18 protein-coding genes are annotated in these 15,815 nt (G+C 74.2%); 12 read left to right on the forward strand and 6 right to left on the reverse strand.

Translation table 11 applies throughout. From position 1 onward, the window contains the following. Positions 1–62: 62 nt before the first annotated feature. Complete coding sequence (locus OIE69_RS33675) at positions 63–977, forward strand: LysR family transcriptional regulator (RefSeq protein ID WP_326578214.1); 915 nt, start codon at positions 63–65, stop codon at positions 975–977. Positions 978–1,007: 30 nt separating this feature from the next. Here the strand turns inward: OIE69_RS33675 and OIE69_RS33680 are convergent, their stop codons facing one another. Further along, positions 1,008–1,478 carry a pyridoxamine 5'-phosphate oxidase family protein gene (locus OIE69_RS33680; RefSeq protein ID WP_326578216.1) on the reverse strand — a complete coding sequence of 157 codons (471 nt, stop codon included), beginning with the start codon at positions 1,476–1,478 and terminating at the stop codon, positions 1,008–1,010. 86 nt (positions 1,479–1,564) lie between these two features. Between OIE69_RS33680 and OIE69_RS33685 the strand changes: the two genes are divergently transcribed. Continuing rightward, positions 1,565–2,239: an isochorismatase family protein gene (locus tag OIE69_RS33685; protein ID WP_326578218.1), complete on the forward strand. Its 675-nt coding sequence runs from the start codon at positions 1,565–1,567 to the stop codon at positions 2,237–2,239. Here OIE69_RS33685 and OIE69_RS33690 read toward each other — a convergent pair. Then, complete coding sequence (locus tag OIE69_RS33690) at positions 2,222–2,704, reverse strand: Rieske (2Fe-2S) protein (RefSeq protein ID WP_326578220.1); 483 nt, start codon at positions 2,702–2,704, stop codon at positions 2,222–2,224. The two genes, OIE69_RS33685 and OIE69_RS33690, sit on opposite strands and share 18 nt — an antisense overlap. Before the next feature lie 212 nt (positions 2,705–2,916). Between OIE69_RS33690 and OIE69_RS33695 the strand changes: the two genes are divergently transcribed. The 5 genes from OIE69_RS33695 to OIE69_RS33715 all read left to right on the forward strand — a co-directional run bounded on the left by OIE69_RS33695 (position 2,917) and on the right by OIE69_RS33715 (position 6,619). Further along, positions 2,917–3,735 (forward strand): HipA family kinase, encoded by an 819-nt coding sequence (locus OIE69_RS33695; protein WP_326578222.1) that lies wholly within the window; start codon positions 2,917–2,919, stop codon positions 3,733–3,735. Continuing rightward, positions 3,696–4,124 carry a DUF3037 domain-containing protein gene (locus OIE69_RS33700; protein ID WP_326578224.1) on the forward strand — a complete coding sequence of 143 codons (429 nt, stop codon included), beginning with the start codon at positions 3,696–3,698 and terminating at the stop codon, positions 4,122–4,124. Before OIE69_RS33695 ends, OIE69_RS33700 begins: the two co-directional genes overlap by 40 nt. Positions 4,125–4,243: 119 nt before the next feature. Then, positions 4,244–5,005, forward strand: a complete 762-nt coding sequence (fabG, locus tag OIE69_RS33705; RefSeq protein ID WP_089224548.1) for a 3-oxoacyl-ACP reductase FabG — start codon at positions 4,244–4,246, stop codon at positions 5,003–5,005. A gap of 22 nt (positions 5,006–5,027) precedes the next feature. Beyond that, a complete protein-coding gene (locus tag OIE69_RS33710) occupies positions 5,028–5,789 on the forward strand; it encodes an SDR family oxidoreductase (RefSeq protein ID WP_326578227.1) in 762 nt (253 codons plus the stop codon). Positions 5,790–5,938: 149 nt separating this feature from the next. Then, complete coding sequence (locus OIE69_RS33715) at positions 5,939–6,619, forward strand: uracil-DNA glycosylase (protein ID WP_326578229.1); 681 nt, start codon at positions 5,939–5,941, stop codon at positions 6,617–6,619. A gap of 69 nt (positions 6,620–6,688) precedes the next feature. On the opposite strand, the gene OIE69_RS33720 is transcribed toward OIE69_RS33715, so the two are convergent. Both OIE69_RS33720 and OIE69_RS44810 read right to left on the reverse strand, forming a co-directional pair. Continuing rightward, positions 6,689–7,198, reverse strand: a complete 510-nt coding sequence (locus tag OIE69_RS33720; RefSeq protein ID WP_326578231.1) for a DinB family protein — start codon at positions 7,196–7,198, stop codon at positions 6,689–6,691. Then, positions 7,195–7,551, reverse strand: a complete 357-nt coding sequence (locus OIE69_RS44810; RefSeq protein WP_392567691.1) for a hypothetical protein — start codon at positions 7,549–7,551, stop codon at positions 7,195–7,197. Before OIE69_RS44810 ends, OIE69_RS33720 begins: the two co-directional genes overlap by 4 nt. A gap of 17 nt (positions 7,552–7,568) precedes the next feature. On the opposite strand from OIE69_RS44810, the gene OIE69_RS33730 reads away from it, so the two are divergent. Then, positions 7,569–8,483 (forward strand): Gfo/Idh/MocA family protein, encoded by a 915-nt coding sequence (locus OIE69_RS33730; RefSeq protein ID WP_326578233.1) that lies wholly within the window; start codon positions 7,569–7,571, stop codon positions 8,481–8,483. Here OIE69_RS33730 and lnt read toward each other — a convergent pair. Beyond that, positions 8,455–9,990 (reverse strand): apolipoprotein N-acyltransferase, encoded by a 1,536-nt coding sequence (lnt, locus tag OIE69_RS33735; RefSeq protein ID WP_392567599.1) that lies wholly within the window; start codon positions 9,988–9,990, stop codon positions 8,455–8,457. The genes OIE69_RS33730 and lnt overlap by 29 nt on opposite strands. A 311-nt stretch (positions 9,991–10,301) precedes the next feature. Here lnt and OIE69_RS33740 point away from each other — a divergent pair, with 311 nt between their 5' ends. Further along, complete coding sequence (locus OIE69_RS33740; protein ID WP_326581494.1) at positions 10,302–12,593, forward strand: SpoIIE family protein phosphatase; 2,292 nt, start codon at positions 10,302–10,304, stop codon at positions 12,591–12,593. A gap of 185 nt (positions 12,594–12,778) precedes the next feature. Here OIE69_RS33740 and OIE69_RS33745 read toward each other — a convergent pair whose 3' ends face one another. Then, positions 12,779–13,486, reverse strand: a complete 708-nt coding sequence (locus OIE69_RS33745; RefSeq protein ID WP_326578237.1) for a hypothetical protein — start codon at positions 13,484–13,486, stop codon at positions 12,779–12,781. Positions 13,487–13,632: 146 nt separating this feature from the next. Between OIE69_RS33745 and OIE69_RS33750 the strand changes: the two genes are divergently transcribed. The 3 genes from OIE69_RS33750 (at position 13,633) to OIE69_RS33760 (ending at position 15,814) form a co-directional block, all read left to right on the forward strand. Then, positions 13,633–14,508: an Fpg/Nei family DNA glycosylase gene (locus OIE69_RS33750; protein ID WP_326578239.1), complete on the forward strand. Its 876-nt coding sequence runs from the start codon at positions 13,633–13,635 to the stop codon at positions 14,506–14,508. 63 nt (positions 14,509–14,571) lie between these two features. Continuing rightward, the gene (locus OIE69_RS33755) at positions 14,572–15,183 is read left to right on the forward strand and encodes an NAD(P)-dependent oxidoreductase (protein ID WP_326578241.1); all 612 of its coding nucleotides are present in this window, start codon (positions 14,572–14,574) and stop codon (positions 15,181–15,183) included. A gap of 91 nt (positions 15,184–15,274) precedes the next feature. Next, positions 15,275–15,814: a DoxX family protein gene (locus OIE69_RS33760; RefSeq protein ID WP_326578243.1), complete on the forward strand. Its 540-nt coding sequence runs from the start codon at positions 15,275–15,277 to the stop codon at positions 15,812–15,814. The last annotated feature ends 1 nt before the right edge of the window (position 15,815 follow it).

The raw sequence follows: 15,815 nt of genomic DNA on the forward strand, positions 1-15,815 counted from the left end.
GACGGATTGAACCTCTTAGGACAAGCGAGAAAACCTGCCGGTGATCACGTAGTGTTGCTTACATGTTGAACCTCGAGCGCCTGCGCATCCTGCACGCGATCTCCACCTACGGCTCGGTGAGCGCCGCGGCGGACGTCCTGCACGTGACGACCTCGGCCGTCTCCCAGCAGATGGGCAAGCTCGAACGCGAGACCGGCCAGACGCTGCTGGCCAAGAACGGCCGCGGAGTCCGCCTCACCGACGCCGGCCGGCTGCTGTCCGGGCACGCCGGCCGCATCCTCTCGCTCGTCGAACTCGCCCACTCCGACCTGGAGGCGCACCGCGGGGCCGCGGTCGGCGAACTGCGCATGGGGGCCTTCCCCACGGCGGTGCGCGGGCTCTTCCCGCAGGCGCTCGCCGCGACGCGGCGCGACCACCCCAAGCTGCGCGCGATGGTCCACGAGATGGAGCCCCAGGACGCGCTGGCCCGGCTCGTCCGCGGCGACATCGACCTCGCGGTCGTCCTCGACTGGTACAACAAGCCGCTCTCGCTGCCCGGGGGCCTGGCCAAGGAGCCGCTGCTCGACGACATCGCCGACGTGGTCGTCCCCGAGGGCCACCCCCTGTCCGGCCGCGCCGAGGTCGACCTCGGCGAACTCGCCGACGACGACTGGATCGCCTGGCCGGACGGCGGCTTCTGCCACGAGTGGCTGCTGTTCACCCTGCGCGGCAAGGGCGTGGAACCGCGTATCGCCCACCACGCCGAGGAGCATCCCACGGTGCTGGCCCTCGTCGCCGCCGGCCTGGGCGTCGCCGTCGTCCCGCGCCTGGGCCGCGGCCCCCTCCCGGCCGGGGTCCGAGCCATCCGCGTGCGGCACACCATGAAGCGCCACATCTACGCCGTCTGGCGCTCCGACGCCGACCGCCGCCCCGCCATCCGCGCCGCCGTCGAGGCCCTGCGCCGGGCGGGGGAGGATGTGGCGGCCGCCGAGGGCTGATCGCCTCGGGGACGCGGTCCTGCGCGTGCCCTAGCCGGGCCCGGGCATCTTGCGGAAGTCCCAGGAGACGACGGAGTCCGGGGTCAGGCGGAGCCAGGCGTGGCGGCCGTCGTGGGGCATGGACTCCAGGCCGAAGTTCTTGGCGGCGAACAGCCGCTCGACGACCTCCAGGCCCGGGTGGGGCTCACCGGTGCGGGGCGCCTCACCGACGAACTCGACGGTGCCGGAGAGCTCGACGCCGCGCAGGTCCCCGTACTCCGTGCCGTCGTCGACGACGACCGCGACGCGCGGGTCGCTCCGCAGGTCGGCCCAGCGGCGGCTGCGGACGATCGAGTACAGCCACAGGGACGTGCCGTCCCAGACGAACCACAGGGCGCCCACGTGCGGGCGGCCGTCGGGCGAGACCGTGGCGACGCGGCAGGTGCGCTGCGCGCCGAGGAACGCGTCGACCTCCTCGGCGGTCATCATGATCCGGCGTCCGCGACGCTGTGCGACGGCCATGCGCACCCCCCACTTCCCAGTCTGACGCTCCGTCAGATACGGTCACTCGGGACGACGGTAGGGCACCCGCGCGCGAGGGGGCAAGCATGGCGGACGGCAATCGGCACCGGCGGCTCGACGCGCTCCTGACCCCCCGGACCGCCGCCGTGCTCACCGTCGAGTGCCAGCGCGGGGTGGTCGGCCCGGGCGGCGCGCTGCCGGAACTCGCGGCCGCCGTACGCGCCTCCGGGGCGCTGGACGCCACCGCGCGGCTGGTCGCCGCCGCCCACGCGGCGGGCGCCACCGTGGTGCACGCCGTCGCCGAACGCCGCTGTGACGGCCGAGGGTCCAGCCGCAACGCGCGGATCTTCCGCGCCGCCGAGCGGCTGCCCGTGCTGCAGGTCGCCGGCACGCCCGCCGTCGAGGTCGCGGAGGAGATACCGGTCGGTGCCGGCGACTTCGTGGTGCGACGGCTGCACGGGCTGTCGCCGGTCGCCGGCACCGGCCTCGACGCCGTGCTGCGCAACCTCGGCGTGCGCACGGTCGTCGTCACCGGGGTGTCGGCCAACGTGGCCGTCCCCAACGCCGTCTTCGACGTGGTCAACCTCGGCTACGAGGCGGTCGTGCCCGCCGATGCCATCGCCGGGGTGCCGCAGTCGTACACCGCCGACATGCTCCGGCACACTCTCGCGCTGGTCGCCACGGTCACCACCGCCGACGAGGTGATCGGCAGCTGGGAACGGTCCGGGCCGGGTCCGGGGGACTCAGGCCAGGGCCACTGAGTCCCCCTCCACCTTGATGTTCGCCGCCTGCAGCGGCTGGGTCGCCGGGCCGTTGGCCACGCTGCCGTCCTTGATGCTGAACTTGCTGCCGTGGCACGGGCAGTTGATCGTGCCGCCCGCGATCTCGTTGACGGCGCAGCCCTGGTGGGTGCAGATCGCGGAGAACGCCTTGAACGAGCCCGCCTCGGGCTGGCAGACCACGACCTTCTTGTCCGCGAAGATCTTGCCGCCGCCGACCGGGATCTCCGAGGTCTTGGCCAGCGCCGCCTCGGCCCCTCCACCGGCGGGCGCCGACCCCCCGGTCCCCTGGTCGCCGCCCTGCGGGGGCGCCGCGGGGCTGTAGGCGCCCGCGGAGTCGTTGGAGTCGCCGCAGGCGGCCAGCGCGGCCGCGAGCCCCGCCGCACCCACTCCGGCGACCACGGCGCGGCGGGTCGGAGCTCCTGCGATGCCAGTCGTCTCGGCCATGCGTCACACATCCTGTTGCCTCGTCCGTTCCGGACCGCCTGCCGGGGCCCGGGAGCGTGGGTCACGCCCTGCCCTGTCGTACGGGCCGGATGGGTGAGCCGTTCAACCATTCCCCGGAAATTCCACCCGGGACCGATCCGGGACCCGGGCAGGGGTCGGCACCGGGCGACGGCGGTCCGCGGCATCCGGAGGCCGATCATTAAGATGCGCCCATGGAGGAAGTGACAGGGATCCGCTACGTCACGCCGTTGCGTGAGGGCGGATCGGTGCCCGGTGTCGTCGAGGCCGACGACCTGGGGACGTACGTGGTGAAGTTCGTGGGTGCCGCACAGGGCCGCAAGGCGCTGGTTGCGGAGGTGATCGCCGGGGAGCTGGCCCGGCGGCTGGAGTTGCGGGTGCCGCTGCTGGTGCGGTTCCAGTTCGACCCGGTGATCGGGCTGGGCGAGCCGGACCAGGAGATCCAGGACCTGCTGAAGGCCAGTGGCGGCCTCAACCTCGGCATGGACTTCCTCCCCGGCGCGCTCGGCTTCGACCCGCTCGTCTTCGAGGTGGAGTCCGGCGAGGCGGGGCGGATCGTGTGGTTCGACGCGCTCGTGGGCAACGTCGACCGCTCGTGGCGCAACCCGAACATGCTGGTCTGGCACCAGGACCTCTGGCTGATCGACCACGGCGCCTCGCTGATCTTCCACCACAACTGGAAGGGCGCCGACCAGGCCGCCGACAAGCCGTACGACGCCGCCGACCACGCGCTCGCCCGGTTCGCCCCGGACGTCGAGTCCGCCGCCCGCGACCTCGCCCCGCGCGTGGACGAGGCGCTGCTGCGCGAGGTCACCGCCCAGATCCCCGACGAGTGGCTGGTGGACGAGCCCGGCTTCGCGGGCCCCGACGAGGTGCGACGCGCCTACGAGCGGGTACTGCTGGCGCGCGCCGGCACCGTGGGGGAGCGGATCGTCCTCGCCCCGAAGCAGCAGGAGAAGCAGGCGCCGCCGGAATGGCTGCGCACCTGGGTCGAGGGGAAGGCCGCCAAGTGAGCACGGCGAGCGGGCGCGATGTGTTCGAGTACGCGCTGGTGCGTGTGATGCCGCGGATCGAGCGCGGCGAGCTGATCAACGCGGGCGTGCTGGTCTACTGCCGGGCCAAGTCCTTCGTGGGTGCCCGGGTCCACCTGGACGAGACGCGGCTGCGCTGCCTCGACCCCGACGTGGACGTCGCCGGAGTGCGGGCCGCGCTGCGCGGGTACGAGGGCATCTGCGCGGGTGGCGAGCGGGCCGGGCAGGCGGCGGAGGACGATCCGGGGCGGCGCTTCCGGTGGCTGACGGCGCCGCGCAGCACCATCGTGCAGCCGGGCCCCATCCACACCGGGCTGACCGAGGACCCGGAGGCCGAGGTGGACCGTCTGCTGGATCTTCTGGTGCGCTGAGCCACATCGGCGCGGTGGGCGTTGACACAGGGTCACTGCGCTCCTACGGTTTCGGCTACGGGACGTACTAAGCGGTCGCTCACCTGCGCGACCGCTCCCCACAGGGCTGAGGAGAGCAGATGTCGACCACCGAGCAGCGTGTGGCGATCGTGACAGGGGCGGCGCGCGGCATCGGCGCCGCCACCGCCGTGCGCCTGGCGGCGGAGGGCCGCGCCGTGGCCGTGCTGGACCTCGACGAGACCGCGTGCAAGGACACCGTCGAGCAGATCACCAAGGCGGGCGGCCGGGCCGTCGCCGTCGGTGCCGACGTCTCCGACGAGGAGCAGGTCGCGGCCGCGGTCGCGCGTGTCGCCGAGGAGCTCGGGGCGCCGACGATCCTCGTCAACAACGCCGGCGTGCTCCGCGACAACCTGCTGTTCAAGATGAGCGCGGCCGACTGGGACACGGTCATGAACGTGCACCTGCGCGGCGCCTTCCTGATGACCCGCGCCGTCCAGAAGCACATGGTGGACGCGAAGTTCGGCCGCGTGGTCAACCTGTCCTCCTCCTCCGCCCTCGGCAACCGCGGCCAGGCCAACTACTCCGCCGCCAAGGCGGGCCTGCAGGGCTTCACCAAGACCCTCGCGCACGAACTCGGCAAGTTCGGCGTCACCGCCAACGCCGTCGCCCCCGGCTTCATCGTCACCGACATGACCGCCGCCACCGCCGCCCGCATCGGCATGGGCTTCGAGGAGTTCCAGGCGGCGGCCGCCACCCAGATCCCGGTGCAGCGCGTCGGCAACCCGGACGACGTCGCCAACGCCATCGCCTTCTTCACCGGCGACGCCGCGGGCTTTGTCTCCGGACAGGTGCTGTACGTGGCCGGCGGCCCGCTCGACTGACCCGCGACAGGAGACCCGCATCATGAGCACCCAGCCCGAGAACGGCCGCGTCGCGATCGTCACCGGAGCCAGCCGCGGCATCGGCTACGGCATCGCCGAGGCCCTGGTCGCCCGCGGCGACCGCGTCGTCATCACCGGCCGCAACGAGGAGGCGCTGAAGGAGGCCGTCGAACGCCTCGGCGCCGACCGGGCCCTCGGCGTGGCCGGCAAGGCCCACGACGAGGCGCACCAGGCCGAGGTCGTCGAGCGCACGATGGAGGCCTTCGGCCGCGTCGACTACGTCGCCAACAACGCCGGCACGAACCCGGTCTTCGGCCCGCTCGCCGAGCTCGACCTCGGCGTCGCCCGCAAGGTCTTCGAGACCAACGTCGTCTCCGCGCTCGGCTTCGCCCAGCAGACCTACAAGGCGTGGATGAAGGAGAACGGCGGCGCGATCGTCAACATCGCCTCCATCGCGGGCATCAGCGCCTCCCCGTTCATCGGCGCGTACGGCATGAGCAAGGCCGCGATGGTCAACCTCACGCTGCAGCTCGCCTCCGAGATGGCGCCCGGCGTCCGCGCCAACGCCATCGCCCCCGCGGTCGTCAAGACCAGGTTCGCCTCCGCCCTCTACGAGGGCCGCGAGGAGCAGGCCGCGTCCGCGTACCCGCTGGGCCGGCTCGGCGTGCCCGAGGACATCGGCGGCGCCGCCGCCTTCCTGCTCTCGGACGCGGCGGCCTGGATCACCGGCCAGACCCTGGTCGTGGACGGCGGCATCTTCCTCAACGCCGGCGTCGGCGCCTGAGGTTCGCGTTCGCCGGCACCCCGACGCGCACCGTCCCCGGTGCGCGTCGGGGTGCGGCCGGACGCCGCCTGACACCCGGCCGGGCGGATTGTCAGTGCGGAACGGTACGTTCGTCCCCAGTAACGGATCGCGTACCGGAGGTTCCCGACGTGCCCATCACGCTGCCCGAGTCCTGGCAGGCCGTCCTCGGTGAGGAGCTGGAGAAGCCCTACTTCACCCAGCTGACCGAGTTCGTGGAGGCGGAGCGCGGGAAGCACAAGGTCTTCCCGCCGCGCGAGCAGGTCTTCGCGGCCCTGGAGGCCACTCCCTACGACAAGGTGAAGGTGCTGGTCCTCGGCCAGGACCCGTACCACGGCGAGGGCCAGGGGCACGGCCTCTGCTTCTCCGTGCAGCCCGGTGTCAGGACGCCGCCCTCCCTGCGGAACATCTTCAAGGAGATGAAGGAGGAGTACGGCTACCCGGTCCCCGACAACGGCTACCTGATGCCGTGGGCCGAGCAGGGCGTCCTGCTGCTGAACGCGGTGCTGACGGTGCGCGAGGCGGAGGCCAACTCGCACAAGGGCAAGGGCTGGGAGAAGTTCACCGACGCGGTCATCAAGGCCGTCGCGTCCCGGTCCGACCCGGCGGTCTTCGTGCTGTGGGGCAACTACGCCAAGAAGAAGCTGCCGCTGATCGACACCGAGCGGCACGCGGTCGTCCAGGGCGCCCACCCGTCGCCGCTGTCGGCCAAGCTCTTCCTCGGCAGCCGCCCCTTCACCCAGATCGACGAGGCGCTCAAGGCACAGGGTCACGACCCGGTGGACTGGCGCATCCCGGACCTGGGCGAGTGAGGCCCGGCCCGGGCCGGGCGGCGCACGGGGGTCGTCGCCCGGCCCGGGCCGATGGGGGTGCTCGAGGCGTCAGTCGCCGGTGACCCCGTCGATGCGCTCGCGGATCAGGTCGGCGTGGCCGTTGTGGCGGGCGTACTCCTCGATCATGTGGACGTAGATCCAGCGCAGGGAGACCTCGTCCCTGCCCCGCCGCAGCCCGACGTCGTCGAGCGACCGGCCGCGGGTCACCTCGCGGGCGTGCGCGATCTCGGCGCGCCAGGTGGCGAACGCCTCGGCGGTGTCGGCCTTGTCGAGGTCGTGGAACTCGCCGTCGGGGTCCCCCTGGGTGAGGTGGAGGGGCGGCACGTCCTCCCCCGAGAACACGGTGCGGAACCAGCCCTGTTCGACGCCCGCCATGTGCCGGACCAGGCCCAGCAGGGTGAGGTCGGACGGGGGCGTGGCGGCCGTGCGAAGTTGTTCGTCGTCCAGGCCGGCGCACTTCATCGCGAGGGTGTCGCGATGGAAGTCCAGCCAGCTCTCCAGCATGGTGCGCTCGTCGGCGATGTAGGGCGGGTCGGTGCGCTCCGGTGAGGTCGTCATGGCCGCCATGATGGCGGGGGCCTCTGACAGCGTCGACGCATTAACCGGCCGAGCCGCCGGAGCCGGCGCCCAGCGTCCCCCCGCAGCAGGCCGGCCGCACCCGCCCGCGACTCGGCCTCCGGGGGCGGTGACGCCGAGCCCGCGCCGGCGACGGAGTGGAACAGGACGCCGTCGCACCACGCGACGAGGGTCCGGGCGTGACGTCCCGGCCCGCCGTCGCCCGGCGCGACGCCCTGTTCGCCGGCGTCAACCGGGTCGGCCCGCGCCTGGCCCTGCGCGGCCTCGACGGGATCGCCGACTGGCGCCCGCCGACCGGCCCGTATGCTGCCGACGGCACAGGTCGGGCACGGCAGGCAGGCGGGAGCGGCACATGGAACCCCTCAGGATCGGGGTCATCGGACTCGGCGACATCGCGCGCAAGGCGTACCTGCCGGTGCTCACGGCTCAGCCGGGGGTGGAGCTCCACCTGCAGACCCGTACCCGCGCGACCCTCGACACCGTCGGCGACACCCACCGCGTCCCGGTCGCGCACCGCCACGAGACCCTCGACGCCCTGCTCGACCAGGGGCTCGACGGGGCGTTCGTGCACGCCCCCACCGAGACGCACGTCGAGATCACCGAACGCCTCATCGCCGCGGGCGTCCCCGTCTACGTCGACAAGCCGCTCGCCTACGACCTGGCCGGGGCCGAGCACCTGGTGCGCCTGGCCGAGGAGCGCGGCGTCGGGCTCACGGTCGGCTTCAACCGCCGCCACGCGCCGGGCTACGTGCAGTGCGCCGACCACCCGCGCGACCTGATCCTCATGCAGAAGAACCGCATCGGCCATCCGGAGACCGCGCGCACCGTCGTCTTCGACGACTTCATCCACGTCGTCGACACCCTGCGCTTCCTCCTCCCCGGCCCCGTCGAGCACACCGACGTCCGGGCACGGGTCCGCGGCGGGCTGCTCCACCACGTCACGCTGCAGCTGTCCGGCGACGGCTTCACCGCGATCGGCGTGATGAACCGCATGAGCGGCTCCAGCGAGGAGGTCCTGGAGGTCATGGGCCACGACAGCAAGCGCCAGGTGTTCAACCTGGCCGAGGTCGTCGACCACAAGGGCCAGCCCACCGTCCGCCGCCGCGGCGACTGGGTGCCGGTCGCCCGCCAGCGCGGGATAGAGGGGATCGCCCTCGCCTTCCTCGACGCCGTACGGCACGGCAAGCCCCTCGACGCCCGCGACGCCCTGCTCACCCATGAGCTGTGCGAGCGCGTCGTCACCGCCGTGACCGAGCAGACCTCCTGAGCGCCGCCTCGTAGGCGCCCGCCCCGGCCAGCAGCAGCACCGCGAGCCGGGGCACCCAGTCCCCGAGCCGGTCGTACGGGCTGCGCCCGGCGCCCAGCGGCACGTCGTACACCTGCGCCGCGCTGCGCGACGTTCCCAGCACCGGGCCGATCCGCTCGCCGCGGGCGTCGTGGACCGCGCTGACCCCGGTCAGCGTCGCGTGCACCATCGGCCGCCAGGACTCCGCGGAGCGCAGCGCCGCCAGCGAGGCGTGCTGCGCGGGCGCCCAGCTGCCCTGGAACGAGGACGTGGAGGACTGCGCCACCAGCAGCTGCGCCCCGTCGTCCGCGAGGTGCCGGCTCATGTCGGGGAACGCCGACTCGAAGCACACCAGGGGGCCCAGCCGCACCGGGCCCGCGTCCATGACCACCTGGTGCTCGCCCCGGATCCGGTCCTCACCGGCCGCCCTGCCCACCGACGTGGCCCAGCCCAGCACGGTGCGGGCCGGGACGTACTCGCCGAAGGGCACCAGCCGCATCTTGTCGTAGCTCGGGCCGGCCGGCCCGTCCGGGCCCATCAGCACCGAGGTCTTGGATATCCCGAGGCCGTCCGCCCGCCGGGCGTCGACGTTGACCAGGATGCCGGCGCCCACGTCCCGGGACAGCGCGGCCAGCCGGTCGGCCAGGTCGGGACGCGCCGACAGGTCGAAGCCGACGCTGCTCTCCCCCCACACCACCAGGTCCACGCCCTTGCCCGCGAGCGCACGGGTCAGCCGCTCCCCCCGGTCGAAGCGCGGCTGCGGCCCGTCGATCACCCCCGGCTGCACCACCGCCACCCGCACGGACTCCCCGCTGCGGGACGGGACCGGCGCCCAGGCCCACACCGCCGTCGTGCCCACCGCGGCGGCCGCCAGCACCGAGCCCGCGGCCGTCCGGCACGAGGGCACCGCGAGGAGCGCGGCCAGCGCGGTGTTCACCGCCACCACCAGGAAGCTGACCAGCCACACGCCCCCGATCGACGCCAGCCGCAGCGCCGGCGCGACCTGCCACTGGCTCGCCCCCAGCAGGCCCCACGGCCCGCCCAGGTACTCCCACGACCGCACCAGCTCGACCAGCAGCCAGGCGCACGGCACCAGCACCGTCGCCGCCACCACCGAGCGGCGGCCGGGCGTGCCCCCGAGCAGCCGCCGCACCAGCCACCCCCACGGCGCCCACAAAGCCCCCAGCAGCAGCGCTATCAGCACGATGAAGACGTGCAGGCTCGGGATCAGCCAGTGGTGCACGGCCACCATGAACCCGGCCCCGCCCAGCCAACCGTCCAGGGCGGCCCGCCGCCCGGTCGGCGCGGCGCGCGCCAGCAGCATCCACGGCACCAGGGCGACGTACGCCAGCCACCACAGCGACGGCGCGGGGAAGGCCAGCGCGGGCAACGCCCCCGCCGCCGCGGCTGCCGCGCCGCGCGTCCAGGGCGAGGCGGGCCGGGGGGAGGCCGTCAGCGGCCCGTCGACCTTCAACGTCACCTGCGCCACTCCTCACACTCGCCTGGCCTCAGTCTCGTTCGTCGGGACGGCGTTGCCCAGAGGGCGACAGCGCGTGAGCCGGCGGTCCCGTGCGGTGCGCGCCGCCGCCCCGCCGCGCACGCCGGTTGAGAGTGCCCCCGCGGGGGACCATGCTGAGGGGGAACGGCCATGAGGACGAGGACGTACCCATGGGAAGGCGCACCGGCCACGAGGAGCACGTGGAAGGGGAGGAGCGCAACGGGCCGACGCCGCCCGCGGCCGCTGCCGTCGCTGCCGGTGACACCGGAGTGCTGACCGCCTAGGGCGAGGACGCCCGCCGACTGCTCGGCTGGTCGTCCGCCGAGGTCCTCGGCCGGCCGGCCGGCACCCTGCTCGCCGAACCCCTGCCCTTCGCCGCGCTGCGCCGGATCGCCGCCGGCCGCTCCTGGGCGGGCCCCGTCGTCCTGCGACACCGCGACGGCCGCCGGCTGCCGGTCCGGCTCGGTCTGCGCCTCCTCAGCGACGCCTCGGGCACCGCGCACTGGGCCGTCACCGCGACCACGACCGCCCCCGGGCGGCCGGAACTGGACGCCCGGGTCCTCGCCCAGCTCCCGGTCGCCGTCGCCGTCTACGACCGCGAGGTACGGCTGCGCACCGCCAACTCCGCGATGGAGCGCCTGGTCGGCAGGAGGGTGGCGGAGGTGCGCGGGCTGCGACTGCGCGAGTTCATGCCCGGAGCGGCCTTCGAGGAGTTCGACCGCGTCCAGGAGGAGGTGATGAAGAACGGCGAGACCGCGCGCCTGGAGAGCCTGGGCCGCCCGCCCGGCGACGACCGCGACCACGCGTACGCGATGGTGGTCTTCCCGCTGAGGGACGGCTCGGGGCAGGTCACCGGGGTGTCCGCCGCCGTCTACGAGACGACCGAGCAGTTCCACGCCCGGCGCCGGCTGGACATCGTCAACGAGGCGAGCACCTGCATCGGCACCACCCTGGACATCACCCGCACCGCGCAGGAGCTCGCCGACGTCGCCGTACGCCGCTTCGCCGACATGGTCAGCGTCGACCTGCTGGACTCCGTCGTCCGCGGCGAGGAGCCCGGCCCGCTGCCCGCCGCCGGAGCCCTCCGCCTCCGCCGCGTCGCCCAGCAGTCCGTGCTGCCCGGCTGCCCCGAGGCCGCCGCCCAGGTCGGCGAGCTGGACACGGTTCCCGAGTACTCACCGGCCGCCCGCGCCCTGGTCACCGGGCAGGGGTCGCTGCACCGCACGCATGAGCCGGACATCCGGCGCTGGACCGCGTACGACCTGGCCCGGGGCAGGAGCGTCGTCGACTACGGCGTGCACTCGCTGATGATCGTCCCGCTGCGCGCCCGGGGCACCACCCTGGGTCTGGCGATCTTCATCCGGCACCGCAACCTCGACCCCTTCCACGCCGACGACCTGCTGCTCGCCGAGGAGATCACCGCCCGGGCCGCCGTCTGCGTGGACAACGCGCGCCGCTACTCCAGGGAGCGCTCCACCGCCCTGACCCTGCAGCGCAGCATGCTCCCGCGGCGCTCCCCGCGGCAGGCCGCCGTCGAGGTCGCCTCCCGCTACCTGCCGGCCGGCTCGCGGGCGGGAGTGGGCGGCGACTGGTTCGACGTGATCCCGCTGAGCGGCGCCCGGGTGGCGCTCGTGGTGGGCGACGTCGTCGGCCACGGAGTGCACGCCTCGGCGACGATGGGACGGCTGCGCACGGCCGTGCGGACCCTCGCCGACGTCGACCTGGCGCCCGACGAACTCCTCACCCAGCTCGACGACCTGGTGGTACGCCTCGACATGGAGGAGGGGCAGGGCATCGCGGGCGTCTCCGAGCAGTTCTCCGGGGAGGTCGGCGCCACCTGCCTGTACGCGGTGTACGACCCCGTCTCCCGGCGCTGCACCATGGCACGCGCCGGCCACCCGCCGCCCGCCGTGGTGCTGCCCGGCGGCCGGGCCGAGTTCCCCGACCTGCCCGCGGGACCGCCGCTGGGGCTGGGCGGGCTGCCCTTCGAGTCGGCCGAGCTGGAACTGCCCGAGGGCAGCCTGCTGGCCCTCTACACCGACGGCCTGATCGAATCGGCCGGGCACGACGTCGACGCGGGGCTCACTCTGCTCGCCCGGACGCTCACCCGGCCCGCCGGGAGCCTGGAGGAACTCTGCGACAACGTGCTGTACGGGCTGCTGCCGGACCGCCCCGGCGACGACATCGCCCTGCTGATCGCCCGTACCCGGGCGCTCGGCGCCCGTCAGGTCGTCACCTGGGAACTGCCCGACGACCCGGTCGTCGTCGCCGACGCGCGGGGCGCGGCCGCGGAGCAACTCCGGGAGTGGGGGCTCGGGGAGGCCGTGTTCATCACCGAACTGGTCGTCAGCGAGCTGGTGACCAACGCGATCCGCTACGCCGGCGGCGGTCCGATCCAGCTCCGGCTGATCCGCGACGCCACCTTGATCTGCGAGGTCTCCGACACCAGCAGCACCGCCCCGCACCTGCGCCGTGCCCGGATCTTCGACGAGGGCGGCCGCGGTCTGCTGCTCGTCGCCCAGCTCACGCAGCGCTGGGGATCCCGGCAGACGCCCACCGGCAAGACGATCTGGGCCGAGCAGGCACTGCCCTGACGCCCCGGAGCCTGCCCGGCTTCGGCGCGGCGCCGGTCCTGATGCGGTGTCCGGTCGAGGCGGCGCCCTGCCTTGGTACGGCGCCCTGCCTTGGTACGGCGCCCGCCTCGATGCGGCGCCCTGCCTTGGAGCGGCGCCCGCCTCGATGCGGCGCCGCACTGAAGCCGTGTCAGCCCGGAGGCGGCTCAGCCGCCCCGGGACCAGTCCCCCTGCCGGCCGCCGCCCCACTGGTCACCGCCGGAACCGCCGTTCCAGCCGGAGCCGCCGCCGGAGCGGTGGCGGCCGCCGAGGTGTCCCTGCTCGCCCGAGCGGTGCCCGGCGACGGCGCGGGCCACGGCCTCCTGCCAGTCCTCACTGTCCCAGCTGCCGCTGACGCGGGCGTGGCGGCCCGGGGCGGGGGCGCCCTCCGGGGTGTCCGTCCGCGCGGTGTCGCGGGTGCCGGATCCCGTGCCGGTGGTCGTGGGGGTGCCGGTGTCCGTGCCCTTGGAAGCGGCCTTCGTGACCGCCTCGGCGCCGGGCTTCGGGGTCTCGGCGGCCACGGCGGCGCCCGCCGCGGTCGGCACCATGGTGTCCTCGACGACCCCGTCCGGCACGGTATTGACCGGCTGCTGGGCGGCCTGCGCGACGTCGCCGGAGCCGCCGTGCGGCATCAGCATGGACAGCCCCGCGACGGCGCCGGTCGCCGTCAGCACGGCCGTGCCCACCGAGCTGCGGCCGGGCCCGCGGCGCTGCCCGCGGTGGCGGCCGCCGACGACCTCTCCGCTGATCACCCTGACCTCCGAGGCCTCACCGGCCTCCACCGGCTGCGGCCGGGGTATCACCTCGGTGGGGTCCAGCGCACCCGGGTCCGGGTGGCTCGGTGCCTCGGCGGGCAGGGGGAGAGAATCGGCCATGGCTGCGATCATTCACATCCGGCGGCCCGATGTCCAGTTCTCCCGAAGATCCAACTGTCCGTTCATGGTGCGGTATTGACGCCGATACCGGGCGGAACCGGCCGCCGCCGCTCGCACCCCGCCGCCCCGGGGCGCACACTGGTCGCATGCCGGAGCTGCCCGAAGTCGAGGCCCTGGCCGGGTTCCTCACCGGCCGCATGGCCGGGCACGCCATCGCCCGGATCCTGCCGGTGGCGGTGAGCGTCCTCAAGACCTACGACCCGCCGCTGGACGCGCTGCACGGGCGCACCGTGACCTCCGTGGGGCGGCGCGGCAAGTTCCTGGTGTTCACCACCGACGACGGCGCGGGTCCGTACCTCGCCGTCCACCTGGCCCGGGGCGGCTGGCTGCGCTGGAAGGACGACCTGCCCGCGACTCCGCCCCGCCCCGGCAAGGGCCCGCTCGCGCTGCGGCTGCTGATGGCGGAACCGGAGGGATCCGGCTTCGACCTGACGGAGGCGGGGACGCAGAAGCGGCTGGCCATCCACTGCGTCCGGGACCTCCAGGACGTCCCCGGCATCGCCCGCCTCGGCCCCGAACCGCTCGGCCCCGCCTTCACCCGCGACGTCTTCGCGGGCCTGCTCTCCGGCGAACGCCGCCGCATCAAGGGCGTCCTGCGCGACCAGGGCGTCATCGCCGGTGTCGGCAACGCCTATTCGGACGAGGTGCTGCACGCCGCCCGGATGTCGCCGTACGCGCTCGCCGCGAACCTCTCCGAGACGGAGGTCAGCCGGTTGTACGAAGCGCTGCGCACCACCCTCCAGGACGCCGTCGAACGCTCCCGCGGTCTGGCCGCGGGCGACCTGAAGGGCGAGAAGAAGACCGGGCTGCGGGTGCACGGGCGCGCCGGCGAACCGTGCCCCGTCTGCGGCGACACGATCCGCGAGGTCTCCTTCAGCGACTCCTCCCTGCAGTACTGCCCCACCTGCCAGACGGGCGGGAAGCCGCTCGCCGACCGCAGGATGTCGCGGCTGCTGAAGTAGCCGCCCGGCGGGCGGTGGACCAGGATGGCCGGTGACCCTTCCCCGACCCGGAGCCACGCCGACATGCGCATCGCGATCTTCGGAGCCACCGGCCATGTGGGACGCGAACTCGTCGCGCAGGCACTCGCCTCGGGCCACGAGGTCACCGCCCTGGCCCGCGACCCCGCCGCACTCCCCCCGCACGAACGGCTGACGGTGGTGCCCGGCGACGTCCGTGACCCCGAGGCCGTCGGCCGCGTCATCGCGGGCGCCGACGGGGTGCTCAGCGCCCTCGGCACGCGTTCCCCGCGCGGCGGGACCGTCTGCGCCGACGCGATGCGGCGCATCCTCCCCGCCATGCGGGCGCTCGGCGTACGGCGGCTGGTGGCCGTGGGCGCGTACGGGTCGGGACCCGGCAGGCGCGGCGCGTACCGGGTCGCGACCTCGCTGGTCATCCCGGCCATCATGCGGGACAAGGACCGGCAGGAGGAGGTGATCCGCGCCGAGGGCGACCTGTGGACGATCGTGCGGCCCGCGGTCATCACCGGCGGCCGCTACTCCGGCGTCTACCGCACCGGACCCGATCTGCGGCTCGGCCTCGCCTCCCGGGTCAGCCGGGCGGACCTCGCCGACTTCATGCTCCGCGCCCTCGGCTCCGAGGACTGCGTACGGCAGGCCGTGGCCATCGCCTCCTGACCGCCCGGACGGCCCATCGCGAGCGGGCGTGCCCCGCGGCGGGCGCCGAGACTGGCCGTACGCGTCAGCACCGCCCCGGAAGGACCCCGTCATGCTCAACAGCCGCCGCAAGGACCTCGGACTGCTCGCGCTGCGTCTCGGTGCCGGCGCGGTGCTCTTCGCGCACGGCTCCCAGAAGCTCTTCGGCTGGTTCGGGGGCCACGGCCTGGAGGGCACGGGCGAGGCGATGGAGTCCATGGGCTTCCGGCCCGGCCGGCGCAGCGCGCTCGCCTCAGGCCTCGCCGAGGCCGGCGGCGGCACCCTGCTGGCGCTCGGCCTGGCCACGCCGGCCGCGGGCGCGGCCGCCGCCGGGGGGATGGCCGGCGCCGTCTCCGTGCACCTGCCGGCCGGCTTCTTCTCCGCCTCGGGCGGCTTCGAGCACCCGGCCTTCCTCGGCTTCACGGCCGCCGCGATCGGTCTGGCCGGGCCCGGCCGCTACTCCCTGGACCATCTGACCGGCGGCGTACTGGACTGTCCCTGGACGGTCGCGGCATCCTTCGCGGCCAGCGCCGTCGCCGCGGCGGTGGTGATCTCCCGCCGCAATGCCGCCGTACGCGCCGACATGGCTGCCGAGCTGCCGCAAGAAGCCTGAC

The sequence above is a fragment of the Actinacidiphila glaucinigra genome, from assembly GCF_035918135.1.
In the GTDB taxonomy this organism is placed as follows: domain Bacteria; phylum Actinomycetota; class Actinomycetes; order Streptomycetales; family Streptomycetaceae; genus Actinacidiphila; species Actinacidiphila glaucinigra.